This window comes from Paenibacillus sp. Y412MC10, from assembly GCF_000024685.1.
Classification (GTDB): Bacteria; Bacillota; Bacilli; order Paenibacillales; family Paenibacillaceae; genus Paenibacillus_AQ; species Paenibacillus_AQ lautus_A.
In genome coordinates, this window is record NC_013406.1 from 1,566,047 (window position 1) to 1,592,030 (window position 25,984).

The following is a 25,984-nucleotide window of genomic DNA, read 5'->3' on the forward strand; positions in this document are numbered from 1 at the left end:
GCGATATATGTCAACAGAGCAAAAGATTAAAGGCTCTACCAGAGAGTATTCTTATCAGCTATTGAAGGATCGGATATTTCATCTGGAGCTGGAGCCGGGTACGAAAATCTCGGAAAAAGAAATTGCGGATGAATTGAACGTCAGCCGGACACCGGTCCGGGAAGCGTTCATGAAGCTTGCGGAGGAAGAGCTGTTGGACATCATTCCGCAAAGCGGGACGATCGTATCCCGTATTAATCTTCGGCATGTTGAGGAAGGCCGATTTATCAGGGAGAAGATCGAGAAGGAAATCGTGGCGCTCGCCTGCGGTTCTTTTCCCGAAGAGTTCCGCTTCCGCCTGGAAACCAATATTGCGCTGCAGGACGTGTGCGCGGGCAACCATAACTTCTATAAGCTGTTTGAGCTGGACGAGGAGTTCCACCAAATTCTGTTTGAGGGGACGGGCAAAGAACGGACCTGGAAGATGCTGCAGCAATTGAACATTCATTTCAACCGTCTGCGGCTGCTTCGCCTGTCCAAGGACTCCAACTGGGAGAATATCATCTCGCAGCATAAAGAAATGTATCAGCTGATTGTCAATCGGCAAGCGGAGCAAGCCATGAACGTGATGGAGCGTCATCTGCGCCTCGTCGTTGTGGAGCAGGATATTTTGCGAGAGAAGTATCCGCATTATTTCATCTAAGGGATCGATATACATTCATCATTCAAAAATAATGGCCCGCAGGAGAGTCGCCTGGGAATCAAGCGACCTGCCTTGCGGGCCATTGTTCATTAGATCGATCTGCGGATGACACGGTCCAGAATTTGGGCCACGTGGGATGGACCTTGGGCCAGATCCTGCTTGTCGAGGGTTACCCAGGAGTGCTGTTCATCCATATCGAGCGAACGCTGGAGCCAGCCTGAAACGCCTCTGCCTCTCCGGTCGACTTCGACCAGGATGGAAATCCCCTCCTGCTCCGGATAGAGGATCAATTCAAGCTCTTTGATATGACCGGCATAGGAGGAGCCGGGATAAAATTCAATTTCCTGCACGAATGGAACACCCTGGCCGAGCCGCGGATGATATTCGCATGTTGCTATTTTGAAGCTGAAGCCAAGCGATTCAACGGCATCGAACACAATGGATGCGTCCTCGTTCGGCTCGACGTCGATGAAATCGCGGTCCTTCGGATCGATGGCATTATCGATATCGAGTCCGGTGTGGATCCATACCGGCTGGCGCGAAATGGTGAGCGGCGTTTCCAGCGGCAGAGGAAAGGCGAACGGAATTTCCTGCTGATCGCCAGGCTTCAAGGTGAGGCGGCTTGAGACGTTGACTTTTGCAATGGTATAGGATTCTATGTATTTCTTGTCGTCGCTTTCCCTGGTATATTCCGTCATCAGTTTCAAATAGATGCGGTCGACCGTCTGCTCTACGTTGCCTCCCTTAATGTGAATGATTCCGCGTACTTCTTCACCCGGATAATAGGAGGATTTTTCGAGGTGCGTATCGATCTGGGCGGCTCCAATTCCTACACTGGCTAGCATTTTGTTAAAAAACGACATAAAAGATACCTCCATAAGAGAATGTATGATAATGGAATTATACGCTGGAGGATCGTCTCTGGTTTCCATATCGAAAAAATATTTTTTTGGGTTTTTTTGCGGAGTCAAGATGTTGGCGCCAATGAAGCGAAAGAATCCCCGTATGACACCGGGAAAAAGTACATGGCTCGTTCGCATTCGCGGGTCCGGCATGGTATATTGGACACGATACCATTAAGGATGGAGCAATCAAGGCATGAGTGAACAACGGCGTTCCGGACAAGGAACCAACAACAGCAAATCAGCGGCATACGGGAAGAAGCCGGGTGAGCGGACTGCAGCGAACAAAGCAGGGGCGAAGCCGACTTTTCAACGTGACCGTATGAAGAACAGCAATTCGTCGTCGGTATCCCCGCATGCGAAGGGGAGACGAGCGGATCAATATAAGCAAGGGGTACGCGGACCGAAGCCGTCATCCGGACGCGAGCATGCGGATGAGCTGCAGGCCGGGGACGTGATTGTCGTTACGATTAAACGCCTCGGCATTAACGGCGAGGGAGTGGGTTACTACCGCCGCAAGGCGGTGTTTATCGATGGAGCGATCACGAATGAGGTGGTCAAAGCCGAGGTGAGGGAGGTTCAGCCTAGATTTATCAAGGCGCAGCTGCTGGAAGTGGAGAAGCGTTCGCCTCACCGGATAGAGCCCCCTTGCCCGGTATTCGGCATCTGCGGCGGATGCCAAATTCAGCATATTTCCTATGAGGGACAGCTGCAGGCGAAGACGGATATCGTGCGCGAGGCGTTCAGCCGCTACGTGGGATTGGACGATGTCAAGTTTAAGCCGATTCTCGGGATGGAGCATCCATGGGACTACCGGAACAAAGCGCAGCTGCAGCTGAAGCGGAAGGGACATGAAGTGATCGCAGGGCTCTATGAAGCGGACAGCCATACGATTGTGGATATCAGCGGCTGCCCGATTCAGCATCCGAAGGTCAATGAAACGGTGGAGAAGGTCAAATCCGTACTTGAGGAATTGCGGATTCCGCTTTATAAGGAGAATGGTGCCAAGGATGGGGTACGGACGATCGTAGTCCGTCACGGCTTTCAATCCGGGGAAGTGCAGGTGACGCTGATCACGGCTGGAAGCAAGCTGCCAAGGCAGGACGATCTCGTTCGTATGCTGCGCCTTACCATTCCGGAGGTAAGCGGAATTTCACTCAATATCAATCCGAAGAAAACCTCGCTCATCTTCGGAGACCGGACGGTCTCGCTATGGGGCGCCGAGAGCATGCAGGAATCGCTGAGCGACCTGCAATTCTCGCTGTCGCCGAGAGCGTTCTTCCAGCTGAATCCGCAGCAGACGGTCAAGCTGTACGAGTCGGTCCGGGCGGCAGCGGGGCTGACCGGGAAGGAAACCGTCATCGACGCCTACTGCGGCACCGGCACGATCGGTCTGTGGCTTGCGCCGTATGCCAAGGAGGTGCGCGGAATCGAGACGATTCCCGAAGCCGTCGAGGACGCCAAGGCGAATGCTCAGCGGAACGGAAGGGCTAACGCCAGCTTCCACGTCGGCCAAGCCGAAGAGCTGCTGCCGCGCTGGGTCAAGGAGGGCATGAAGCCGGACGTCATCATTGCCGACCCGCCGCGCACCGGCCTGGACCCGCGCTTCCTGGAAACGGTGCTCCGCACCAAGCCGAAGCGGTTTGTATACGTATCCTGCAACCCTTCGACCTTGGCCAAAGATTGCAAGGTGCTTCTGGACGGCGGCTACGAGCTTGAATGGGCGCAGCCGGTCGATATGTTCCCGCAAACCAGCCATGTGGAGGCAGTCCTATTGATGAAGCTGAAATCATAGAAGCCATATGATGGCTTCATGTAAGCGAGTTTCCATTTTCGCTTTGGTCGACAACGCCCCCTTTCTATGATATGGTAGCAAGTAATTAGGCATTTCGTTCCCATGGAACGAGGTGCCTTCTCGCATATATAAAAGGTTTTTACATTAAATGTCTATCTGGAGGTGATGCAATGGTGCTCCTGATTTCCCCGCTACGGGGGGAGAAATCCGTAGTTCATAACGGACGATCGATGGAGAGTGCACCCAAATAACGATAATCTGAGGAGTGTTGTTGAGATGAGAGTAAATTTACGAGCAGAAGCGCGCGCTGCGATGAACAAAACCGGACTGAAGCAGCTTCGTCTTTCGGGACGAATTCCGGCGGTTGTATTTGGCACAGGGGAAAACAATATGATGATTCAACTGTCCGCCAAAGAGTTCGGCAAATGGGCACGGAACGGCAAAGGAGGAATCCTTGAGCTTCATTTTGAAGATCGGGAGCCGATTCCGGTTTTGCTGGAGTCCGTTCAGCGTGATCCGGTAACTCGTGAATACATTCATGTCGACTTTTTACGTATCAATATAAATGAAGTTGTGCGGACGAGAGTGAATCTCGATTACATCGGCACCGCAAAAGGAGCCAAATCGGGAGGAGTCGTCCAAATCCAAAGCACGTTCGTTGAGATCGAGTCCTTCCCGGACCAAATTCCTGCCACGATTCCCGTTGAAATCAGCAGACTAGAGATCGGGAATTCGCTGCATGTCGGGGATCTCAAGCTGCCCGATGGTGTCGTGCCGATTTCTTCGGCCAACGAGCTGCTTGTATCGGTGGTAACGCCGAAGGTCCAGTCGGAACAACCAGAGGCTATGTAGCTTCTGCTGCCGGCAATGGCTTCCCGAATATCGGGAAGCCATTGCCGTTTTTTTTCGTTAAAGCCCTTGATCGGAATCCGCGCTGGCAGAGGAAAGCTCTTTACCCGTCAATTTCTTCCATAATTCTCCTGGGAAGTAGGTAGAAAGACCCCTGACCTTTTCAAGGCGGAACCCTATAATGGAATTGCGGGAAGTCGGACATCGGAATCCCGGTTAAGCACGAATCGATCAGGAGCTTGCCCTAAGGAGGACGCGATGGATATAACCCAGGATTTCATAGATGAACGATTCAAAGCTTATGTGCTCGAAACCTATTGCGGGAACCGTGAACGGATTCAGGCGGGCGATGTAGAACATATTATATCGCTGCAGCTTTCAAATCATGGATACTCAAGCCTAAAGGGGATCGAACATTTCACGTCGCTTGAAGAGCTGGATTGCTCGTCCAATAGCTTGACGGAGCTTGATCTCAGCAAGAATAATGGAAGGAGACGGAGCTCTCCGTCAGCACGGAGGCCTCTGCCAAAGCGGATATGAACCGGCTGTCCCCGGTTATCCGGAATGCCTGGACGAATTTTGGGGAGCTGAACGATCGGGCGCTGGATCTGATTGCCGGGATGCACCCCGACGAAGACGTGAACGAGTTGGTTCTATCCGAGCTTGCCTTCGACAAGGACGGCACGTTTCGGCTAGGGTATGATGCAGGCGATACGCCGGCCGGACAACTATACATATACGTCCTGTTTAATGACAAGCTTGAAATGAACGGGGATCTCGTTTATGAAACGTATTAACCTGCGAAAGGGCTGTTATATCTGATGAATGACAAAATCGTATACGGGTCGATCGACGAATACATTTCGAGCTGTGCACCGGAGGTCCAGGAAATTCTGCAGAAATTAAGGCGTGTGATACAGGAAACAGCCCCGCATGCCAAGGAAAAAATCAGCTACCAGATGCCAACCTTCGACCTCCACGGGAACCTCGTGCATTTTGCGGCATTCAAGAAACATATCGGCTTTTACCCCGCGCCCAGCGGGATCGAGGCGTTCCAAGATGAGCTGAAGGTATATCATGCGTCCAAGGGAACCTTGAAATTTCCGATCGATCAGCCGCTGCCTTATGACCTGATACGCCGAATCGTCCAATATCGGGTTCAGCAAAACCTGGAGAAGGCAGAAAGCAAAGCGAAAAAGAAGAGGTAGGCGAAGTGCTCGGGAGGGGAAGGCAGCCTTGCTGCCTTCTTTTATCTTATAGATTTTTCTTCATATAGTAGTGCGTATGCCGCCCGGCGTTCTCGATTTTGCCATACACTTCGTAACCCTGCTTGAGGTAAAAATCCAAGGCTTGAAAGCTCAGCGTATCCAATTTAACGAACTCGCATTGCTTCTCCTTCGCGATGTTTTCGGCCTTGTTTAACAGTTTGGCGCCGTACCCCGATTGACGGAAGGGTTCATCCACGAACAAATAGTGGATCTCCAGCCAGTTCCAGCATATTTCCCCAACGACTCCGCCCAAAATCTGACCGTCCTCCTTCCTTAACAACAAGTTGATTTCCTGGTAACGGCCTTTTAAATCGTCAGGGAAATGCTTCAGATTATACGCAATCATTTGGTTTCTTACGTAATGTTTGTCCACGCTATTGGTTTCATTTGATTCATTCGTGAAATAGATATTCATATCGTTTTACTCCTTCTGGTATGCCGGATGCGAGGTGTTTGCAGGATTCGAACACGGGTTATGCTAGCTATCCTCCTCAACATACCATATGTGTTGCATGTACCGGCGGTAAAAAATCCTTTTAACAGAATGTACCCGTGAGCCCGCGGGGGAGCTATGTTATACTGTCAGTGTTATTTTATCCGTTTCATCTAAGGAGGATTGTCCTGACATGTGCTGCATCGCATTCATACGTATTCGTTAATGAGGGTACAGAACATCTACATCCATCCATTTTCATGTAAAAATGCGAAGGATTATTTGTGCTGTGCCTTTTTCATTACTATACGAATGAATGAGGTGCTTTTTTGTGTCCAAATATCATAAAAACCATCGTGAAAAGCTGAAGAAACCGTCCAACTTTTCCGCGCAGCATCTGTTAATCAGCAAAAGGCTGATTCATGATATGATCGACTTGGCCCGGATTCGCTCCACCGATACCGTTCTTGATATCGGCGCGGGTACAGGGGCGTTAACCCTTCCTCTTGCAGAGAAAGCAGGACACGTGCTTGCGATCGAGACGGATCCGGCATTTGTGGATAAACTGCTGGGCAAGATGAAGGATAGCAGCAACATTCGCGTCAAGCAGTCGGATTTTCTGGAAATCCCGCTGCCGAGAAATCCATTTGCCGTCGTGGCCAATATTCCGTATTCCATCACTACGCCGATCATGGGGAAGCTTTTGGAGTGCCCCGGCCTCCCTCTGCAGCGGGCCGTACTGCTTGTGGAGATGGGGGCAGCCAAACGTTTTACGGCCGTTCCCATTCAAGATCCGCGAATTCTCAGCTGGAGGATGCAGTACGACATTCGGCTCGTGCGGACCGTTTCGCCCCGTCATTTTGCGCCGCCTCCCCAAGTGGATTCAGCCATTCTGACCATTCATCGGAGGAAGAAGCCGCTCATTGCCGCATCGCATCAGCCCAAGTTTACGGCGCTGGCCGCCTATGGGCTGCGGGATGCCCGGCTGCCGTTATTTGCGGCTCTATCCGGCGTGTTTACGCCTCCCCAGATGGCGAAGCTCGTTAAAGTGCTTAGAGTGGACCGAGAGCTCCCCATCGGTCGGCTGAACGAAGAGCAGTGGGGGACCGTTTTTCATACGATGCTCCAGCATGTGCCGGCGAATCGCTGGCCGAAGCTTCGCAAGGGCGCCGGTAGCAAGTCCAAGAAAAGAAAGCGACTTTGAAGCGTTAGCCAACACTTCGAATCTTCGCTTTTTGAAAAAAAAATCGCGAAATCCTCTTGACCCTGACACTAGTGTCAGGGTTTACAATGAAATCGAATCGTTCGTCCAGGAGGTGTGAAAGCATGAAAATCGGAGAACTCGCGGCCCGTACCGGCGTCAGCATTCGTTCGCTACGGTACTACGAGCAGCAAGGATTGCTGACGCCGGTCCGAAACGAGAACGGTTATCGGGAATATTCGATGCTTGCGGAAGAGCAGGTGCGTACCATCCAGTTATATCTAAACCTTGGATTGACCACCGAGCAGATCGCCGGTTTCCTGCATTGCGTCCTGAAAAACAAAGAGGCGTTTTGTGCGGAGGTGTTCCCGATTTTTCGTCAAAAAATCGCAGAGATCGAAGCGCAGATTCACCAGCTGAATCATATCAAGATGAATCTGGAGGAACGCATGCAATCGATTCTGGATGAACGGGAATCGGAGGAAGCGGAGGAATGCAAATGAGTTTACCACGATTAGACGCAGGGAGCTTTCAAAGCTCGATCAACCAGAACGGGGTCACGCTTGTTGAATTCGGAGCCGCATGGTGTCCGCCCTGCAAAGTGCTGCTTCCCATTCTGGAAGAGCTGAGCCGGGAGGAGGCGGGTCGCCTGGACATCTATCAGGTGGATTGTGACGAATCCCCCGAGCTTGCCGCCCAATTCGGCATCATGTCCATGCCGACGGTGATTGTGTTTCATAACGGAGAACCGGCAGATAAACTGATAGGGCTCCGGCCGAAGAGTGTATACCAAGCGGCGCTGGGCCGTTATGTATCATAAAATGAATGAATAGCGAAAACGCCTCTGATATGGTGATGTCAGGGGCGTTTTCTTTTGGAGTAGAGGGCATTACGCCCGGCGTATCGAACTCTAATATATAGAAGATGAAGGGATGTAACCTGTTTAAAGGAGATACTTTCAATGAGATCAAGAAGGAAAATCGTTTCTCTTATGGTCATCATCGTATTTAGCTGTCTAGCCATGAGCTTGGTCGACGCGGTGATCCGTCCGGATTACGCCGTCAAATCCGCCATCAAAATCATCCTCTTTCTGACACTGCCGATTGGCTACGCCATCATGTCCGGCGGGGTTCCGTTTCGCAGGCTGTTCGCATTCGAGAGAAGGGGTCTCCTGATGTCCTTGCTGCTGGGACTCGGCGTATTCGCCTTCATACTCGGCGCCTATTTTGGGCTGGGGCCTTTATTCGACTTTACCCAGGTGACAGGGGCACTGGAGGATAATATGGGTGTCAATGCAGGCAATTTCGTATTTGTCGCCCTTTACATATCCATCGTGAATTCATTGCTGGAAGAGTTCTTTTTCCGCGGATTTGCTTTTTTCACGCTGAAGGAGCAGGTCGGGCGGAGGTTTGCATATGTATTCAGTGCCGGGGCTTTTGCCGTGTATCATGTTGCGATGATGTCCAGCTGGTTCTCGGTAGGACTGTTCCTCTTGTTAATCGCGGGACTGGTTGTGGCGGGACTGTTGTTTAACTGGCTGAATGAGCGAAACGGCAATATTTACGCGTCCTGGATGGTGCATATGTTTGCCAATTTTGCGATCAATGCGATCGGTTTGATGCTGTTCGGGATGATTTGAGTGTAGGGCGTCGGGCTCCCGGGATAGCCTTGTAAAATGACGGATTGACCCTCACATGATGTGATGCTTTAAAATGCGGATAAACCGATGAAAAAGGAGCTGCTGCGCCCGGGCCGGGTTCAGACCGATATGGGAGGAGCAGACGCTCCGTTAACCGTTGCCGAAGGGGCCGATACGGCGGTATGGCTGGCGACGATGGAAGTTGATGGACCCAGCGGGAGTTTTTTTCGTGAACGGCAACGAATCGCTTGGTAATGCGGAACATAGTTCAGCTAACAAGGGATTAAATCTATCATATGGTATACCGATGACTCTACTAATGATTAGCAATATAAAATTACTCTGAAAAAACTCCTATTTTGAAGATGCTGATGTATAATAAGCGGTATCAGGAGGTGCAGAGTATGAGTGATATCAACATTTTCGGCCATCAGGCTCTGTTTGAACATGTCTACAAAAGTGCTCCAATTGGCATTGCCCTGGTTACGATAGAAGGAAGCTGGATCAGCGTAAATCCTGCGGCGTGCAAAATGTTTGGCTACACGGACGAAGAATTGATGGCACAGCCGGCAACCGATTATATTTATTCTGAATGCATTAACAATAAAGACAAGCTTTTACGGTCCCTGGATGAGGCGTCCTCAACCATTGCGGTGGAGAAACAACTCGTACATAAGGACGGCAATGTCATCTGGGCGTCGATACATGTTTCTCTGGTTCGCGACGATCAGGATCAAACTCCCTTATTCTTCATTTCGCAAATTGTTGATATTACCGACAGCAAGGTAGCCGAGCAGAAGCTCCAGGAGAGCATTGAGCGATACACCTCGCTGAAGAAGTATAACCATGATGCGATTATTTCTTTCAATCTGGAAGGCAGGATTATTAACGGGAACCAGATGGCGGAGCAGCTGACGGGTTTTAAGATTCCGGAGTTAATCGGAACTAAAATCTCGAATTTGATCGGCGAACGCAATCTCGCCCGAGTGCTCTCTTCTGCGGCCGATTATGTTGCCGCCGAGAAGGGGATCAACTGTATCCATCACAAGGACGGGCATCAGGTTGAAGTGCTCGCGACGCTTGCTCCCATTGTCATTCATGGCAAGAATGTGGGGTTCTACATTATAGCCAAGGATATGACGGAGCAGAAAAGGCTTATCATCGAGAAGGAAGCAGCCGAGAAGACGAATAAAGCCAAAAGCGAGTTTCTGGCAATGATGAGCCATGAGATCCGTACGCCGATGAATGGCGTAATCGGAATGACGGATTTGATACTGGAAACCGAGCTGGATGAGGAGCAGCGGGAGTACGTGCAGATCATCAAGAAGAGCGGGACAACCCTGCTGAACATCATAAATGATATTTTGGATTTCTCGAAGATCGAATCGGGCAGAACGGAGCTGGTGGAGGAAACATTCAGCTTAAGAACGGCCCTGTCCGAGACATTGAATATGATTCTTCCGAAGGCGCTGGACAAAAATATTGAGGTGACCACCTCTGTAGCGTCCGACGTGCCGAATCAAGTCTATGGGGATGTGACGAAGCTGCGGCAGGTATTAATGAACCTGCTCAGCAATGCCATTAAATTTACGCCGAACGGTGCCGTTTCGATCTCGGTTCAGTGTGTCAGGGACCAAGCTAACTCGAAGCTCATACAATTCTCCGTTACGGATACGGGCATAGGGGTGCCAAGCGAGAAGATTGCGCAGCTGTTCGAACCCTTCTATCAGGTGGATCATTATATGACACGGCAGGTGGAAGGAACGGGACTCGGGCTGGCCATATGCAAAAAACTCGTTCAGTTGATGGGCGGGGATATCTGGTATGAGCGAAATCCGAATCAGCAGGGGTCCGTCTTTACGTTTACGGTCGATTTTTCGTTTAATGCAAACGCGGGCAACATGCCGGAGGCCGGGACGGTTCACGAGAATCACTCCGACGGCAGCGATCTGAAAATTTTGATTGCTGAGGATAATGAGGTGAACCAATTAGTCCTCAAGAAGATGATTGAGAAGCTGGGGTACAATTCGACTACCGTTCTCAATGGGCTTGAGGCGGTAGAGGCCTTTAAGCGATATCCGTATGACATGGTGTTCATGGATATACAGATGCCCTTCATGGATGGCATGGAAGCGGTCCAGCTCATTAAGGAATCGGCCCCGCCCGATCATCAACCTTATATCGTGGCCGTGACGGCCCATGCGATCAAGGGGGATCGCGAGAAATATTTAGGAATGGGCATGGATGAGTATGTCAGCAAGCCTGTCAGCTTGAATGTCATCTCGGCCATTATCGATAGGTTTCTGGCTGAACGAAATATTGCGCAAGCCTAAATAGACAAAAGCTCAAGTGATTTCACTTGAGCTTTTGTTATTCCCATGCAGCATAACCTAAGAGGTGCTGCCGGTCACGCCGCTGCCGTTCTTCGTTAGGTTGTAGATAATGACCTCGCCGCTCCAGAAATGAAACTTGAGGATGACTTCTCCGTCTCTGACCTCGTTAAAAAAGACAGGTTTAAGCTTGATTTCATGGCTTGCGTAGGATGGGGAAAACGTGTATTCAAATTCCTTGAAGGAGGTCCAGTCCTGCGGCCCTGCATTGCCTCCCGATGCGTAAACAGCCTCCATCGTGGCCAGCTGATCCCCGTTAAACGTCGCGGGAATGCTGAACGAATCAGTGGTTCCCTGCGTGCTGCGCAGCACAGGCGCATCATGATAAACAACCCTGAAGTTCCAGTCCGCGCCTCGGTTGAACTTGGCCGTCAGTACGGCATTCACTCCGAATTGTCCGGATGAAGTCAGCCTGGACAGCAGGCTGGATGTAAACGTAATCTCATTTCCGTTTAGGGTATAATCCTGCCCGGCGACTAACCGCTGTCCGTTAGAGCGGATTTCGGCCAATGCGTTGCCGTTCAAGTTCAATGGGATGCTTTGATCCTGGACAGCCGCTCCTTTTTTCACAAAAATCAGATCGGTATCAGCCGTGGAAGAACGTCCGCTCCAACCAGCCTTCATGATATTGTACAGCTCCGGATCGGACCAGGTGAAGGCGGTTCGCTTAAAGTGCTGGCCATTGTCCCATAACATATGGGTAATGTTCTTCTGTTTGAGATAATGGGTCAGATATTCGAAGAACTTCAGTTTCTCGCCCTGCTCAATGACCCCTGTGCTTTGATCGAAGCCAAGCAGCCCGTATTCGCCAAGGATAACGGGAATCCCTCTAGCGATAAAGGTGTCATATACATGGTTGAACGTCTGATCGATATCGTTTCGGGTATCCGTCTCAAAACGGGTATACCCCGCGATGTTCACGCTGAACGGCCAAAATCCATAATAATGGACGGTGGCGATGAGATTGGCATCATTCAGCTTGGTCATGGTGTTGTACAGCTCGTTCATTCTAGCTTGAGTCGGGGATGCCTCAAGGGTAGAGAGCACAAGCGGCCGGGTTGCATTGCGTGCTCCAGATCCGCGGACGATCCGATGGAACGACGTTTGAAGCTCATCCAGCATCTGAAAGGCTTTGGACTCGTCGGTGGTCCCGCCATCCGAGAAGCGGGGTTCGTTGACGCTTTCAAACATCAGCTTGTTCGAATGGGTGCGGAAGCGCTGGGCAACTTGAGTCCATACGGCGTTGTACTTGGCAACGACCTCGTTGCGGTTGTTCTCCATATGGCTGATCCACAGCCACGAATCGTGATGGACGTTGATCATGACGTACAGATCGGCGTCCAGCGCCCAATCGACAACCTCCTCGACCCGGTCCATGTAAGAGGCGTCGATGGCATAACTCGGTGCGCTGCCGATGTGATGTCTCCAGGTTACCGGAATGCGGATGCTCTTATATCCCTGTGCCGCAATTTGGTCGATCAGCGCTTTGGTGATGCGCGGATTTCCCCATGCCGTCTCGTCAGCTCCCACGGCATCCAGCGAATTACCCAGGTTCCAGCCGGGCTGCATATCATTGACGTAGGCTTGGAGATTTTTCTTTGGATGCTTTGGATGTTCGTGTTTCGCTGCGGATGCGTATGAAGGGAACAATGAGATGACCAGAGAAACGATGAGAACCAAGGAACAGATGGATTTCTTATTGAGGTTTATCATTAGCATCTCCTTTGTTTTGAAGTTGTGAAGCGGTATTTTCACTAGATTCATTCAATAACCGTTATCCGTTGTTGAGGACCTAGCTGCAACATTGGCTATTAAGGTTAGGATTCACCTCCAAATGATATTTTTGAAAGCGCTTTCTAATAATAAATTATCATATTTTTCCATGGGGAAGTACCCGGATAATTCATCTTAAAATCATGTGGAAATTAGTTATGAGATGCAAGGAGTTCTGAAAATGGGGGCTTGATGGAAGAAGCGGATAAAAAAAGAGCCGTACCTCATCGTCTTAGTGATGAGGGAACGGCTCTCATGTTAAAGCTTATTTTGATGCACCTTGGATTAAGGCGTTTTCTTTAATACAACAAGCGTTTTGGACGCTTCGGATAGAGGCGTTGCGGATTGTGCGCTCGAAGCAAGTTTCTTATCCTGGGATTGCACGGACAGGACATAAACGGCGTACTTCGCATTGTCTTTAATGTCTTTACCCAGGGCATCCTTAGCAGGGATATCGATGAGGGTCGAGACATCTTTGCCATCCGGTTTTATTGTTGCATTCTTATCTTCTTTGGCAGCGGCGTCCGTTGCTGCTTTAAGAGTAAAGGTCTTGATGTTGTCTTCCTCTACAAACAACAGGCGGTAAGCCGTAATGCCTCGCTCATCGATCGCCCTCTTGAAATCGACTTGAAGCTTCCCGTTTGCATCCAGTTTGGCTGTGACGGCCGTGGTTTGGATCGGGTTCGGGATCGTAAACAAACCAGATGAATCGGACAGTGCGTTGGTGGTAGAGGTTGTGCCGTCGGCAACTACCAGAATGTAGACTCTGTACTTATGACCAGAGGCAATGGCTGCACCATTGACGTCTTTTGCTGTAGCCTCCAAGTTTTTCACATATTGATTTAGTCTTGTATCGACATCGACTACAGTGTAGTTTCCGGGAAGTACTTTATCTGCTTCATAATCACCAAATTTTTTGGTTTCTGGTACCACCATGATCCGGTATTCTTCAACGCTTCCTGTTGCGGACGAGAACTTAACAACAATATCACTGGCATTCCCGTTGGTGCTTTCAATCCCGGCATATACATCCGAAGGAACCGTGACGGCCGTACCCGTAAGCTTGATAGGCGCCGATGGTGCCGACAGGGCATTGCTTATGGAGCCATTATTGCTTACGGACAGTACGAATACTTGATAATCCACCGAATTGCGAATCGGCTGACCTTCGACGTCTCTTGTTTCAGGTCTCAGAGCTTTACTGAAATCGGTACCGACCGTTACACTATCATAGTTGTCATTACCTACATTGTTAGCTTGAGCTACAGTAAAGCTGCCAGCATTGGCTTGCTTTACGACCATGATTCGGTATTCTTTGATGTTGGCTTCATTTGGGGCTTTGGTGAATGATACTTTCAAGTCGCTTGCGTTATTATTGTCTCCCACATCCGCTGCCGTAACGTTCGTTACTGCCGCTACCTGGGTCACGCCTTGAATCGTAACCGCACTAGAGACCGACGAAAGCGCGTTGCTGTAATTCGAATAGCTGTTGCCTACAGACAAGACATACACGCGGTAGCTTTGACCTCTTTGAATGAGGTCTCCATCGCTATCCTTGGTCGTGTTAGCCAAATCCCGAGTGATGGTACCGCCGGTTTTGTTAACCAACGTGTAATACCCGTTGCTGTAAGCTTGCGACACGTTCAGGCTTTTGTTTGACTTTACGACGATCACCCGGTAATGGTCGATGTAGCTTTCGCCATAAGCAGGACTGAAGGTGACTCTCAGGTCGCTTCCGTTTCCGTTATTGCCGTTTAGCGTCAGGGACGGCGTGGAAACAGGGTTAACGTTCTGATTGGCGTTCCCAAGCGTAATGGAAGCATAGTCAGATAATGCATTGTTACTGGTCGAATATCCTACGGACAGGACATAAACGCGATAGCTGACCCCGTTGCGAATCAGTTCTCCGTCAATATCGCGGCTGCCTGAATTCAGCACTTGCGACATGTAGTTGCTGCTGCTGTTGTTCTTGCTGATTTGCGTATAATAATAGCTGCTTAAATTGTTTGCCCTGTACAGATCAAAATAACTATTCGATGATTTGACAACGAAGACCTGGTAATGGCTAATATTCGATTGATCGGACGGGCGATAGAATGACACCTGCATGTCGCGACCGTCATTGTAGTTGTTCACGTCGGTGACGGACAGGCTGGTAACCGCGCCCACATTGTAGCTGGAACTCAAAATGATGGAGCTCGATGGAGCGGACAGTACGTTGTTATTGGCGTTATTGTTGTCCACCGCCATGACGAATACGCGATAGTACACGCCGTTGCGAATCGTTGCTCCATCCACGTCTCTGGCGCCCGATGACAGCGTCAGGTTCGTGATGTTATTGCCGGTTTTGTTGACATGGGTATAGTAGTTGTAGCTGGAAGCCGTGTTGGCTCTGCTTAGGTTGAAGCTGCTATAACTGCTGTCCTTTACGACAAACACGCGATAAGAATGAATGCTGGATTCGTTGGATACCTTGTTGAAGCTTACGCGCAGATCGCGGCCATCACCGGCATCGCCGATATCCGTTACCTGCGTGATGAAAGGAACCGTTGTATTCCCCGTGCTGAGGGTGATGCTGGCCGAACCGGAGGAGAGGTTGCTTGCAAGCACGCTCTCGTTGCTGCTGACAGACTGAATGAATACGGTGTAAGCGACTCCGCTGCGAATGAGCTCGCCTGAAGTATCGCGGGCGGAAGAGCTCAGCGTCGTGGTCAGCGTTGTGTTCGTCGTGCTAGTTTTGCTTACCGTTGAGTAATTTTGGCTGGATACAGACTTGGCTGCCGCCAGGTTGAAGTTAGCTGCATCCTTCGTTTTTACGACAAACACGCGGTAGTTGCTTACATTGCTCTCGCTCTGAGCGCGCGTGAAGCTGACCTGAAGATCACGGCCATCGCCGTAGTCGCTCACATCGCTCGCTTTTACGTTGGTTGCTCCGTTCACCGAATTGGTGTTAGTCAGCGTCAACGACGGGGAAGCCGAGGAAAGGGCATACGTGCCGCCAGTTTTGCTGACTGCCAATACATAAGCTTTATAAGCTTGATTATCGCGGATAAGGTCACCGTCCACATCCTTTGAGCCGGATGTAAGGGTCAGCGTCGGATCCGAGCCGGACGGATATACCGTGGCGTAAGCAGCGGAGGATACTCGCTGTGCCTCGGTTTGGTTCAATGTCTTGGACTGCTTCACAATCATGACGCGGTAATGCGAGATTAAAGATTCGGTCGACGATTTGGAGAAGCTGACCTGCAAATCGCGGCCGTCTCCGGCATTGCCGATGTCCCGAAGAGTCACATAATTCACCGGCACGATGCCAGTAGTATTTCCACCGCCGCCGGAATTGTTCGTCGTGGTGACGGTAACGGTTTTCGTTTTGGAATTCCAGCCGATTTTTTGGCCAAGGGCTTCGCTTACGAAGCGGACCGGCACCATGGTGTTGCCTTTTAAGTTCTTCGCCGGTACATCCAGCGCTACCGTCTTGTTATTGATGGTGGCCGTCTTGGAGTTGATTTTTAGGATGACGGTTGTGCCATCCTTGACCGCCGTGACGGTTTTCGTCTTTTGATTCCATTTGACCGATGCGTCCAAGGCTTCGAAGATGGATCGCATCGGAAGCATGACGCGCCCCTGGATCATGACAGGTGCTTGAGGCGTATACAGCTTGACGCCATCAATCAAGACGCTGATGTTCACTGCCGCCTGGGCCTGCGATTGGAATGTCATGGGAATTAACAGTATAGCTGCTAGCAAGGCAGTCCATATTCTTTTCACACGCTCAACCTCCTGAATTCGCTTTGTTATTATTTTCCTCTACAATATGACGCATTCGTTCATAATAAAGTTTCAACTATTACATCGGCATTCCGAAAATATTTTTTAGTACCAGATCATAAATAAGGGAAGAAACAGCAAATATTTGCTGTTTCTTCCCTCGTTATTGTTGATCAATATTGGGTAATGGGTTCGGTGCCGCCTGCGATCGACCGGGTCACCGCGTCATAGATATTCGGCGGGTACTCGGCGATTCGGTGGCACAAGTACAGGAACCACTCCTCGCCGTATGTCAGGTAGATTCGGACGGGGAAGCCGTCGTCTTTCAGTTGCTTGGCAAAGTCCGTTCGTATGCCATACAGCATTTCAATTTCGACGGCTGCGCCGCGATACACTTCGTTGCGGGTCATATGCCGCAGGATACGTTCATCATGAGTGGCGACCGATACCGGCCTGCCTGCCTGAACGCATAAATCCACCAATTGAATATGCCTAGAGGTAAGCGTCTCGGAACGAGGAATATAGTGCCCCTCTTGTTCCTGATAGGCGCCTTTTACGATGCGGATCGTGCCGGAACCGTAGGTAAGAATTTGTTCGAGATCTTCCAGGCTTCGGGGTAGCTGGGCTTGCAGCGTGATGCCGACATTCGCGAACCGGGCCGATATTTTGCGATGCAGCGCAAGGATGGCATCCGTTTTGGCAGACTCCTCCATGCTGATGACCAGCTCCAAACCGGCTTCCTCCGCTTGGCAGGCAAGCCCTTCAAGATGCCGATAAGCCAAATCCCCGTCTACCGATAATCCGATATGGGACAGGTCGAGCGAAATACGGGTGCCCGGCCGGCCATTCGAGCAGGCTTCGATTAAACGGGAGAACTCCAGGAAAGCCTGTGTACATTCGGCTTCGGTCAGGGTGTTCTCCCCGATATATTCCAGCGAAGTCCGATAACCTCGGGCATCCAGTGCATCCCGGCAGAACAAACCTCGCTCCAGCACGTCTCCCGCGACAAAACGCTCGGCTGCACGCAGCAGGATCGGATACCATTCGGCCGATTGCCGGACGTATTGTTTGAGCTGCAGGTTACGGGCAACTGACTTCAGAGCGTCGGCAAAATCCCGTTCAGATAAAGAATCGTTCAAGTTAAACACCTCGCAACATTGGGATCTTCATAATTCTATCAGCGTCTGCGCGAGGCGGTATTGTATAAAATTGCGGTTAGTTTAAGATGACGCTGCTTTCGCATACCGAAGAGGCGTTGTCCCAACGCACCCGGCAAAAGCTCTCGTGAAATGGCTCTGATCGTAAAACCCGGACTCGGCAGCAACGTCGGCGATGGTCTTCCCCTGTAACAGCTGCTCTTTCGCATAATTGATGCGCAATAAATTTTGGTAGGCATGCGGAGCAAGATGATAGGTTTCCGTAAACATCCGAATGAGGTGGAATTTGCTGATCCCGGATATGTCCTGCAGGGTATCGAGTGTAATGCGATCTTTATAATGATGATCCAAATACTTCTTCGCTCGCAGCATAGCCGGGGATTCAGGCACATTGCCGCCAGGCACCGAGGCGCTTTCCTCCTGAAGCAGGCCCGTTTCCCGCATTAATGCCATCAGCATGGATTCAATCTCCAATGGAGTGGCTTTTTGCTGAAGCCCTGTTCTGCAGGAATGAACCAGATTTCGGCAGCGATCGTTTTGATATTTCGGCAGCAGGATGGGCATATCGGATTGGGAGGGATGATAGCGGGCAGGCGCAGGGTCGAGCCACCGGGGATGGATAAAAATCATCGTATATTTCCAGTCGGCGGGATTCTCGGGGTGGCAAGCATGAGGGAGCAGCGGCGGAAAATGCACAATATGTCCCTGAGCAGCCTCATACCGTTTCCCGGCAGACCATATGCGGGTAGCCCCTTGCTCAATGAGACCAATGGAGATTTCTTCGTGAAAATGCTTTTTGTAGGCCAGATGATCCCAAGCATCGCATTGTTTGATTTCCAAAAACGGCAGATCAGGGTCGCGCAAAAATATAATATCGGGCATTTTCGTCACTCCTCTTTTTGACTGGGGCATTCCCGTATTACCGTGTTAAAACCGGACATCAATAGCTACATTATAAAGAAGTCGTTATGTTTGTTCAAAGACGGCGTGAGCCTATTATATAACTTTACGGAAATATAACTGTATAGTAATATAATAAACATGTTGAACGATAACCTTTTTGAAGTATTGGCAGAGCCGAACCGCAGGACGATATTGGACTACCTGCGCGTGAAAGAGTGTACGGTGGGGGAGATTGTAGATCTCATGCAGCTCAGCCAACCCGGCGTGTCCAAACATCTGCGCATTTTGCGGGATGCAGGCCTTGTCTCGCTGCGGAAAGAAGCACAGAGGCATGTGTACAGCCTGAATGCCAAGCCTCTGGAGGAGATCCACGACTGGCTGGAGCCCTATCGGCAGTTCTGGACGAACAAGCTGGATGATCTGGAGAGGCTGCTGGATGAGGATGAAGCTCCGTAATCATCCTAAGGCCGCCAGATTGGATGAACCATTTTTGAATCAAACATTCCATGAGGAGGATGAGTGATGCTGGCTGTTGTACGGCAAGACGAGTTCGGAACGACCGTCCGATTTGAACGCCGCCTGAAGCATTCGGTTGAGAAGGTGTGGTCCTATCTGACGGATAATGACAAGCTGAAGCAGTGGTTTTCGGAGCTGAAGGTGGAGGATTTGCGCCAAGGCGGAAGAATTACCTTTGACATGCAGGACGGAACGTTCGAAGAGTTTGAGATTACGGACTATCGGGAGTTATCGGTACTGGAGTATACGTGGGGAGAGGACCGGGTGCGTTTTGAGCTGCATCCCGAGGCCGAAGGCTGCCGTCTGGTGTTGATCGAGACGATAACGAACATCACGGATCATACGCCGAAGGATATTGCCGGTTGGGACGTATGCCTGGACGTCATTGAGGCACTGCTGGATGGCAGGACGCTTGAATCGCGCAAAGACGCCTGGTCCGAAAAATACGAGCAATACGTTCACGTATTTGAACAATTGCCCCGAGCATAAATTTTGCTCCTTCCCAGCATGCAAACATGCGGGGTTGGAGCTTTTTTTATTGGAAGGAGATTGAATTCCATCTATAATCGGATGAGGGATATATTCCCATATGGACTACCGTCTGGGTGGAGGGATCAAAATGCCGGATTACAAGGTAAACATCTTGCAGCTTAGAGAAGATAACTATTATAACGGGCTTAAGCTGGGCCGCAGCCTGCGAAATCAGCCCATATTGAAAGCTTTCGAAGCGGCCACCAAACCGGAGATCGACACGGAACAGCTGAAGAGCATCTATAATGAGTTTGCCCCGCAGCTGCTAACGGAGCTTGAAGGACTGTCGGAAGGTTTGGAAATGTCCTTTCCCAAAACCGCGGCGCTTCTGGGCGGATACGACGTCCCGAAAATCGCGGCCATGGGCTGCTCGGCGATGATCACGGCTTCGTATTACGTAAGAAATTACGATTTTACGCCTGCGTTTTACGATGGTTATTTTACTGTGGCTCAAGCCGATCAAGGCCTGGCAACCGCGGGCTATAATTTGCAGGCCATAGGCAGGCATGACGGGGTGAATGAGCAAGGGCTTGCCGCCGGGCTGCATTTTGTCAGCTTTGACGGATACCGGACGGGACTGTCGCCTTGGGTCGGCGTTCGGATGATACTGGAATCGTGCGGCACGGCAGAAGAAGCGTCTTATATGCTGCGCCATATTCCCCATGCGGCTTGTTATAACTTTTCAATAGGAGATGCACGGGGCAACATGGCCGTTGTCGAGGCAAGCCCGGACCAAGTGATTCCCCGTATGGGCGGGGAGGCGGCAATCGCCTGCGTTAACCATTATGAGGCGTTGACGGGCAAAAACAGGCCTGCCATCGAGCATTCCCTGCGGCGTAAACGTTACCTCGACAGCCTGGATGCGGAACGGTTAACCCAAACCGAGGCTTTCGGTTTGTTTAAGGATCCAAAGTCCCCGTTGTTTTTTACGGATTACGACGATTTGTTCGGAACGCTGCATACCTTTTCGTACGCCTTCGAAAATGGAAGGGTCATGACCTCGCTTGCTCAGGGCGGCGTGCTTGATTTTTCGTTCAGGGAGTGGATCCGGGGACAAGATATCCCCGAAGCGGCGTTGACGGGACATATCGATTGATATGAGGACGGACAGGGTGTTTAAAGCTCGGGCAGCAGGATTGCGCTTGGGTGCAATCGCGGCGATGTTAGTCCTCCTGTTGCTTTGTGCCGGAAAAGCCGATGAGGATATGACGCTTCAGAACGAGATCAACATTCCTTTTTTATATCGATTGCTAATGTCGTATGCCCCGGATTCATATACAGTAGAAAGCCAATACGGCAAACCGGATATCGTAAGAAAAGAACGGGACTATACGTATGAAATTCACGAAATGGCGGATGGCAGCAAGCTGGTTTCGTTCTTTTATCCCCGAGGCGGACATCTCACGGATCAATGGCGGCTTAGCCGACTCCCGGAGTGGAGCGAGTTTGAAGTTTTGGTTCCAGGGGAAGCCCTTGCTCAAGAAGTCAAACGGATCGATCCCTATTTTAAGCTCATGACCGACGCGACCCATGAGACGGGAACCAGCGAGCATCGTCTTCGGGATACCGGCTTGGCCACGATTCAATACAAGCACGCAGGGGGCAGATGGATCGTGGATTCGATCGGGTACACGGCACAGGACCCTTCCGGTTTCGTAACGAAGCTTCGTGCGGAGGACCGGGCGATCTTCTGGAAATCATAGGATGTTTATGGTGCAGCGCTTCTTCCGGGTGAAGGAGCGTTTTTTTTGTGCCGTTCGTGCATGCCGAATCTGGAACATTCTGTGACTTAGCCGTCTGGGGCGGTTCAGCGTTTTCTTTGGCGGATTTGTTTATGCTACACTGGTTTTAAGGATGGATTCACGGATCAGGACAAGCGAAACAAGTGAATCTAACAACGAAGAACGCACAAATACAATAGCCGGCTGCACAGGTTTAGGCAGACGCCGCAATACGTATCCGTATAGACATTGACCATCCTGCAACTGAAGCGCCTATAGACCGCTTGGGTTACCTAAGATTCTACATAACGTTCCAGGCCGAAACGGCAACGATGAGTTGGGAGTGGAGTGACATGGCTTTTGTGAGCATTAAGGATGGATATAAGCGCTATCGGATGGGCGAGACCACCATTGTAGCCAACGACGGAATCAACCTGGAGATCGAAAAGGGCGAGTTCGCGATTATCGTCGGTCCCAGCGGCGCAGGAAAATCCACGGTGCTGAACATATTGGGCGGCATGGACACCGCCGATGAGGGACAAGTGCTGGTGGATGGAACGGACATAGCCAAGTTTAACAGCAAGGAGCTGACGGGATATCGGCGCAATGACGTCGGATTTGTGTTCCAATTTTACAACCTGGTTCCCAATCTGACGACAAAAGAAAACGTGGAATTAGCCTCGCAGATTTCGCCCCGAGCTCTGGATGCCGAACAAGTGCTGCGGGATGTCGGCCTGGAGCAGCGCCTGAACAATTTTCCGGCACAGCTGTCCGGCGGCGAACAGCAGCGGGTGGCGATTGCCAGGGCGCTTGCCAAGCAGCCGAAGCTGCTTCTCTGCGATGAACCCACGGGTGCGCTTGATTACCATACCGGGAAGCAGGTGCTCAAGCTGCTCCAGGATACCTGCCGCCACACGGGAACGACCGTTATCGTCATTACGCATAATTCTGCCCTGGCACCGATGGCCGATCGCATCATCGAGATCAACAATGCCAAGGTTCGGAAGACGGTGGTAAATCCGAATCCCGTTTCCGTAGACAGCATTGAGTGGTAGGGAGACATAGATGATGAAGAAGAAAGCGTTATGGACTGATATTTTCCGGGAAATATCGCGTACAAAGGCACGGTTTCTGTCCATTTTTGCGATTATTATGCTCGGCGTCGGCTTTTTCGCGGGGATCAAGGCCACCGGGCCGGATATGCTGGATACGGCGGATCACTACTATATGGATTTAAAACTGATGGACCTTAAGGTTCAATCGACCTTGGGTCTCGAACCAAGCGATATTGAAAAGCTGAAACGGGTTGTCGGCGTGGATGCGGTTCAACCGGGCTACGGCGCGGACGTATTTCTCGGCGACAGCGGGCGGATCGCGAAGGTGCTCTCCTATGACCCAGGAAATAATCTGAATCAATATGTGCTTACAGAGGGGCGAATGCCAGAGGCAGCAGGCGAAATCGTCATCGATGCAGGAGAGAGAGGAAACGAATTTAAACTGGGGGATCAGGTCACCTTTACCAATCCGGATCAGGAAGTGGATTTGGGGGAAACGTTTGATCACCTGACGTATACAGTCGTTGGAAGAGCGAAAAGCCCGCTGTTCATAAGCAGCATGAGCCGGGGAACGAGCGGTATCGGCAAAGGAACGGCGGATGTATTTGCCGTTATTCCGGAGAAGGATTTTAAACTGCCTGTTTATACGGAAGTCTACTTGACCTTTCATGACACGGCGGAACCTGCTCCTTATACAGCCGAGTATGACGAGAAAATCAGCCGGCACAAAGAAGCGGTTGAACTGGCGCTGGAGGCCATGCCGCAGGAGCGGCTGGCGGAAATCCGTGCAGAAGGGCAGAAGAAGCTGGACGAGGCGACGCACAAAATCGAGGATGCCAAGAGGCAGCTTGCCGATGCGGAGCAGGAGTTAACGGATGCCAGGCTCAAGCTGAATGAAGGCGAGCAAACGTACCGCGATGGGGTGAACAAGCTTCAGGCCGAGCTGGCCCAGGGGCAGGCTAAACTGGATGCGGCGGAACAAGAACTTTCGCAAGGCAGAGCGGAACTGAAACGCAATCGGCAGAAGCTGGAACAGGGCCGGAATCAGCTCAAGACGGGTCAGAGCCAATTGGACCAACAAAAGGCGGAGCTTGCGCCAAAGCTGGCACAAGGACAGCAATTGGCCAAGGCGCTGCAGCAAATCTCCGGCTTGGACCCGGAGGTCATCCCGGACGAGCAGAGGCAAGAGCTGCTCTCGGCAGCTCAGTCAGCCGATCCGAAACTAGGGGCGGTCGCCGCCGGCTTCATGGACGGCGCATTGGACGGCGCTGCTTTGCGACAGGCGGCTTCCGCGTTCCAGCGTGGCCTGGACGAGGCTTCGCTGCAGCTGGATCAGGCTAAGCAGAAGCTGGATGCAAGCGAAGCAGAGCTGAAGGACGGGCAGGCTAAGCTTCGGGAAGCCGAGCGTCAGCTCGCGCAGGGAGAGGCTTCGTGGAAGCAAGGAACGGAAGAGCTTGCAGCCGCCAGACGGGAGGGGGAAGCCAAGCTCGCGAATGCGAAAGCGGAACTTGCCCAAGGACAGGCGGACTACCGGGAAGGTCAGGAGAAATTCAAAGAGGAAAAAGCAAAGGCTATGCGGGAGATCGCCGACGGCGAGAAGGAAGTGGCCGAGGGCCGGAAGGAGCTGGATCAGCTTGAGCTTCCCAAGGTCTATGTCATGGACCGCAGCGTCAACCCGGGATATACCGAATACAGCGATAACGCGGACCGTTTATCTTCCATTGCCACCGCGTTCCCGGTATTCTTTTTCCTGATTGCAGCCCTCGTCAGCCTGACGACAATGACCCGGATGGTTGAGGAGCAGCGGCTGCAGATCGGAACCCTGAAAGCCCTTGGATACAGCAACCGGGACGTGATGAAAAAGTTTCTGGTCTATTCGACGCTGGCGAGCGTTGCCGCATCGGCTGCCGGACTGGCCGTCGGCTTTACCCTGTTTCCCGCCATCATCTATGATGCTTACGGCGCTTTATATAATCTGCCCGATGTAAGAACCAGCTTCTATCTCAGCTATAGCGTCGTCTCGGTTGTCGTGGCTGTACTCTGCACCACCATGACGGCTTATGTGGCCGTGCGGGTGGAGCTTCGAAGCAACGCCTCGGTCCTGATGCGTCCAAGGGCGCCCAAGAACGGATCCCGCATATGGCTGGAGCGAGTGCCTTGGGTGTGGAACCGGCTCGGCTTTATTGGAAAAGTAACCGCGCGAAATCTCTTCCGCTATAAGCAGCGGATGTTCATGACGGTCTGCGGCGTGGCCGGGTGCACGGCCCTCATTCTGACCGGTTTCGGTCTTAAGGACTCCATCGGGGATATCGCGCCGATGCAATACGGCAAAATCATGCAGCACCAGGCGACCGTGGTATTCCAAGAAGATAACGGCGAGAGCGGCGGGCTGGAGGATTATAACAAGCGCCTAGCGGGAGTTCCGGAGATTACGGGAATCCTGAACGTGACCCAGGAGGCGATGACCGCGGCAGCTCCCGGCGTGAACGGCCAGGATGTGAATTTGTTCGTGCCGCAATCGCCGGAGAAGATCGATTCGTTTATCGTGCTGAAGCCCCGCGAACAGGGGCAGACGCTGTCGTTAACGGATGACGGGGCGATCATTACCGAGAAGCTGGCCAAGCTGTTCGGTCTCGGCATTGGCAGCACATTCGCCGTCCAGAACAGCGACAATGAACCCTTTGAAATACGCGTGGCGGGGATCACGGAGAACTATACCTTGCACTACGTGTACATGACGCCGAAGTACTACGAAGACATTTTTGACGCAGCGCCCGAAGTAAACAGCCAGCTGCTGACTTATGACCGTAACGATCCGGAGTGGGAGGATCGGCTCGGGGAATCGTTAACCGCAAGCGAACGGGTCGCCATGGTGAGTTTCACGAGCGGCGTGAGCGACGCCTTCAGCGATACGATGGACAGCATGAACGTCGTGGTGGTCGTCCTGATTGTGTCCGCTGCGGCCCTCGCATTTGTCGTGCTGTACAATCTGACGAATATCAACGTATCCGAACGGATACGCGAGCTGTCGACGATTAAGGTGCTTGGCTTCTACGACAAGGAAGTAACCATGTACATTTATCGGGAAAACATGATCCTGACCGTGCTCGGGATCATAGCGGGCAATCTGGCAGGCATATTCCTGCACCGCTTCGTGCTCCTGACCGCAGAAGTGGATGCGATGATGTTCAGTCCCACCATCCATGAAATCAGTTATGGCTACGCGGCGCTGCTGACGCTGCTGTTCTCGGCCATCGTCATGGCTTCCATGCATTACAAGCTGAAGCGGATCGACATGATCGAAGCGCTGAAGTCCGTGGAATAACATATAGTTCGGCAAGAGAGCCATTTTCGGGAGACGATCCTTGTGAACGGGCTCTCTTTTTCGCTGCCTGTTCATC

At 51.4% G+C, this 25,984-nt stretch carries 23 protein-coding genes and 1 pseudogene; 18 read left to right on the forward strand and 6 right to left on the reverse strand.

Features of this window, described 5'->3' with window-relative positions; all coding sequences use genetic code 11:
* Positions 1 to 7: 7 nt before the first annotated feature.
* Entirely contained in the window at positions 8 to 682 is a 675-nt protein-coding gene (locus GYMC10_RS06560; RefSeq protein WP_015733828.1) for a GntR family transcriptional regulator, read from the forward strand.
* Between the two features lie 89 nt (positions 683 to 771).
* Here GYMC10_RS06560 and GYMC10_RS06565 read toward each other — a convergent pair whose 3' ends face one another.
* A complete protein-coding gene (locus GYMC10_RS06565; protein ID WP_015733829.1) occupies positions 772 to 1,545 on the reverse strand; it encodes a sporulation protein in 774 nt (257 codons plus the stop codon).
* A 235-nt stretch (positions 1,546 to 1,780) separates the two neighbouring features.
* Here GYMC10_RS06565 and rlmD point away from each other — a divergent pair, with 235 nt between their 5' ends.
* From rlmD to GYMC10_RS06590, 5 genes are all read left to right on the forward strand, one after another.
* Positions 1,781 to 3,379 carry a 23S rRNA (uracil(1939)-C(5))-methyltransferase RlmD gene (gene rlmD, locus GYMC10_RS06570; RefSeq protein WP_015733830.1) on the forward strand — a complete coding sequence of 533 codons (1,599 nt, stop codon included), beginning with the start codon at positions 1,781 to 1,783 and terminating at the stop codon, positions 3,377 to 3,379.
* Positions 3,380 to 3,655: 276 nt separating this feature from the next.
* On the forward strand, positions 3,656 to 4,231 hold the full coding sequence (locus GYMC10_RS06575) for a 50S ribosomal protein L25 (RefSeq protein ID WP_015733831.1): 576 nt from the start codon (positions 3,656 to 3,658) through the stop codon (positions 4,229 to 4,231).
* A gap of 255 nt (positions 4,232 to 4,486) precedes the next feature.
* The gene (locus GYMC10_RS32885) at positions 4,487 to 4,768 is read left to right on the forward strand and encodes a hypothetical protein (protein ID WP_015733832.1); all 282 of its coding nucleotides are present in this window, start codon (positions 4,487 to 4,489) and stop codon (positions 4,766 to 4,768) included.
* On the forward strand, positions 4,765 to 5,025 hold the full coding sequence (locus tag GYMC10_RS32890; protein WP_015733833.1) for a hypothetical protein: 261 nt from the start codon (positions 4,765 to 4,767) through the stop codon (positions 5,023 to 5,025). Before GYMC10_RS32885 ends, GYMC10_RS32890 begins: the two co-directional genes overlap by 4 nt.
* A 24-nt stretch (positions 5,026 to 5,049) precedes the next feature.
* Positions 5,050 to 5,436 carry an iron chaperone gene (locus GYMC10_RS06590; RefSeq protein ID WP_015733834.1) on the forward strand — a complete coding sequence of 129 codons (387 nt, stop codon included), beginning with the start codon at positions 5,050 to 5,052 and terminating at the stop codon, positions 5,434 to 5,436.
* Between the two features lie 46 nt (positions 5,437 to 5,482).
* On the opposite strand, the gene GYMC10_RS06595 is transcribed toward GYMC10_RS06590, so the two are convergent.
* Positions 5,483 to 5,911, reverse strand: coding sequence for a GNAT family N-acetyltransferase (locus GYMC10_RS06595; RefSeq protein WP_015733835.1), 429 nt, complete (start codon positions 5,909 to 5,911; stop codon positions 5,483 to 5,485).
* Between the two features lie 349 nt (positions 5,912 to 6,260).
* Here GYMC10_RS06595 and erm point away from each other — a divergent pair, with 349 nt between their 5' ends.
* The 6 genes and pseudogenes from erm (at position 6,261) to GYMC10_RS06620 (ending at position 11,102) form a co-directional block, all read left to right on the forward strand.
* Entirely contained in the window at positions 6,261 to 7,133 is an 873-nt protein-coding gene (erm, locus tag GYMC10_RS06600; RefSeq protein WP_015733836.1) for a 23S ribosomal RNA methyltransferase Erm, read from the forward strand.
* A gap of 122 nt (positions 7,134 to 7,255) precedes the next feature.
* Entirely contained in the window at positions 7,256 to 7,633 is a 378-nt protein-coding gene (locus GYMC10_RS06605) for a MerR family transcriptional regulator (protein WP_015733837.1), read from the forward strand.
* Positions 7,630 to 7,950 carry a thioredoxin family protein gene (locus GYMC10_RS06610; protein ID WP_009595391.1) on the forward strand — a complete coding sequence of 107 codons (321 nt, stop codon included), beginning with the start codon at positions 7,630 to 7,632 and terminating at the stop codon, positions 7,948 to 7,950. Before GYMC10_RS06605 ends, GYMC10_RS06610 begins: the two co-directional genes overlap by 4 nt.
* Before the next feature lie 141 nt (positions 7,951 to 8,091).
* Complete coding sequence (locus tag GYMC10_RS06615) at positions 8,092 to 8,769, forward strand: CPBP family intramembrane glutamic endopeptidase (RefSeq protein ID WP_015733838.1); 678 nt, start codon at positions 8,092 to 8,094, stop codon at positions 8,767 to 8,769.
* Between the two features lie 105 nt (positions 8,770 to 8,874).
* A pseudogene (locus GYMC10_RS31795) lies at positions 8,875 to 9,024 on the forward strand (short-chain dehydrogenase); the annotation flags it as partial.
* 149 nt (positions 9,025 to 9,173) lie between these two features.
* Entirely contained in the window at positions 9,174 to 11,102 is a 1,929-nt protein-coding gene (locus tag GYMC10_RS06620; RefSeq protein WP_015733839.1) for a PAS domain S-box protein, read from the forward strand.
* 57 nt (positions 11,103 to 11,159) lie between these two features.
* On the opposite strand, the gene GYMC10_RS06625 is transcribed toward GYMC10_RS06620, so the two are convergent.
* The 4 genes from GYMC10_RS06625 to GYMC10_RS06640 form a co-directional block, all read right to left on the reverse strand.
* Positions 11,160 to 12,872 (reverse strand): cellulase family glycosylhydrolase, encoded by a 1,713-nt coding sequence (locus GYMC10_RS06625; RefSeq protein WP_015733840.1) that lies wholly within the window; start codon positions 12,870 to 12,872, stop codon positions 11,160 to 11,162.
* 345 nt (positions 12,873 to 13,217) lie between these two features.
* Complete coding sequence (locus GYMC10_RS06630) at positions 13,218 to 16,700, reverse strand: copper amine oxidase N-terminal domain-containing protein (RefSeq protein WP_015733841.1); 3,483 nt, start codon at positions 16,698 to 16,700, stop codon at positions 13,218 to 13,220.
* A 173-nt stretch (positions 16,701 to 16,873) separates the two neighbouring features.
* Positions 16,874 to 17,839 (reverse strand): proline dehydrogenase family protein, encoded by a 966-nt coding sequence (locus GYMC10_RS06635; RefSeq protein WP_015733842.1) that lies wholly within the window; start codon positions 17,837 to 17,839, stop codon positions 16,874 to 16,876.
* Positions 17,840 to 17,920: 81 nt separating this feature from the next.
* Complete coding sequence (locus GYMC10_RS06640; protein ID WP_015733843.1) at positions 17,921 to 18,739, reverse strand: AraC family transcriptional regulator; 819 nt, start codon at positions 18,737 to 18,739, stop codon at positions 17,921 to 17,923.
* Positions 18,740 to 18,898: 159 nt separating this feature from the next.
* Here GYMC10_RS06640 and GYMC10_RS06645 point away from each other — a divergent pair, with 159 nt between their 5' ends.
* From GYMC10_RS06645 to GYMC10_RS06670, 6 genes are all read left to right on the forward strand, one after another.
* Positions 18,899 to 19,216, forward strand: coding sequence for an ArsR/SmtB family transcription factor (locus GYMC10_RS06645; RefSeq protein WP_015733844.1), 318 nt, complete (start codon positions 18,899 to 18,901; stop codon positions 19,214 to 19,216).
* Positions 19,217 to 19,282: 66 nt separating this feature from the next.
* Positions 19,283 to 19,765 (forward strand): SRPBCC family protein, encoded by a 483-nt coding sequence (locus GYMC10_RS06650; protein ID WP_015733845.1) that lies wholly within the window; start codon positions 19,283 to 19,285, stop codon positions 19,763 to 19,765.
* A gap of 130 nt (positions 19,766 to 19,895) precedes the next feature.
* The gene (locus tag GYMC10_RS06655) at positions 19,896 to 20,903 is read left to right on the forward strand and encodes a C45 family autoproteolytic acyltransferase/hydolase (RefSeq protein ID WP_015733846.1); all 1,008 of its coding nucleotides are present in this window, start codon (positions 19,896 to 19,898) and stop codon (positions 20,901 to 20,903) included.
* A gap of 16 nt (positions 20,904 to 20,919) precedes the next feature.
* A complete protein-coding gene (locus GYMC10_RS06660) occupies positions 20,920 to 21,510 on the forward strand; it encodes a hypothetical protein (protein ID WP_235201753.1) in 591 nt (196 codons plus the stop codon).
* A 371-nt stretch (positions 21,511 to 21,881) separates the two neighbouring features.
* A complete protein-coding gene (locus tag GYMC10_RS06665; protein ID WP_009591627.1) occupies positions 21,882 to 22,583 on the forward strand; it encodes an ABC transporter ATP-binding protein in 702 nt (233 codons plus the stop codon).
* 10 nt (positions 22,584 to 22,593) lie between these two features.
* Positions 22,594 to 25,908: an ABC transporter permease gene (locus GYMC10_RS06670; RefSeq protein WP_015733848.1), complete on the forward strand. Its 3,315-nt coding sequence runs from the start codon at positions 22,594 to 22,596 to the stop codon at positions 25,906 to 25,908.
* Positions 25,909 to 25,984 lie beyond the last annotated feature (76 nt).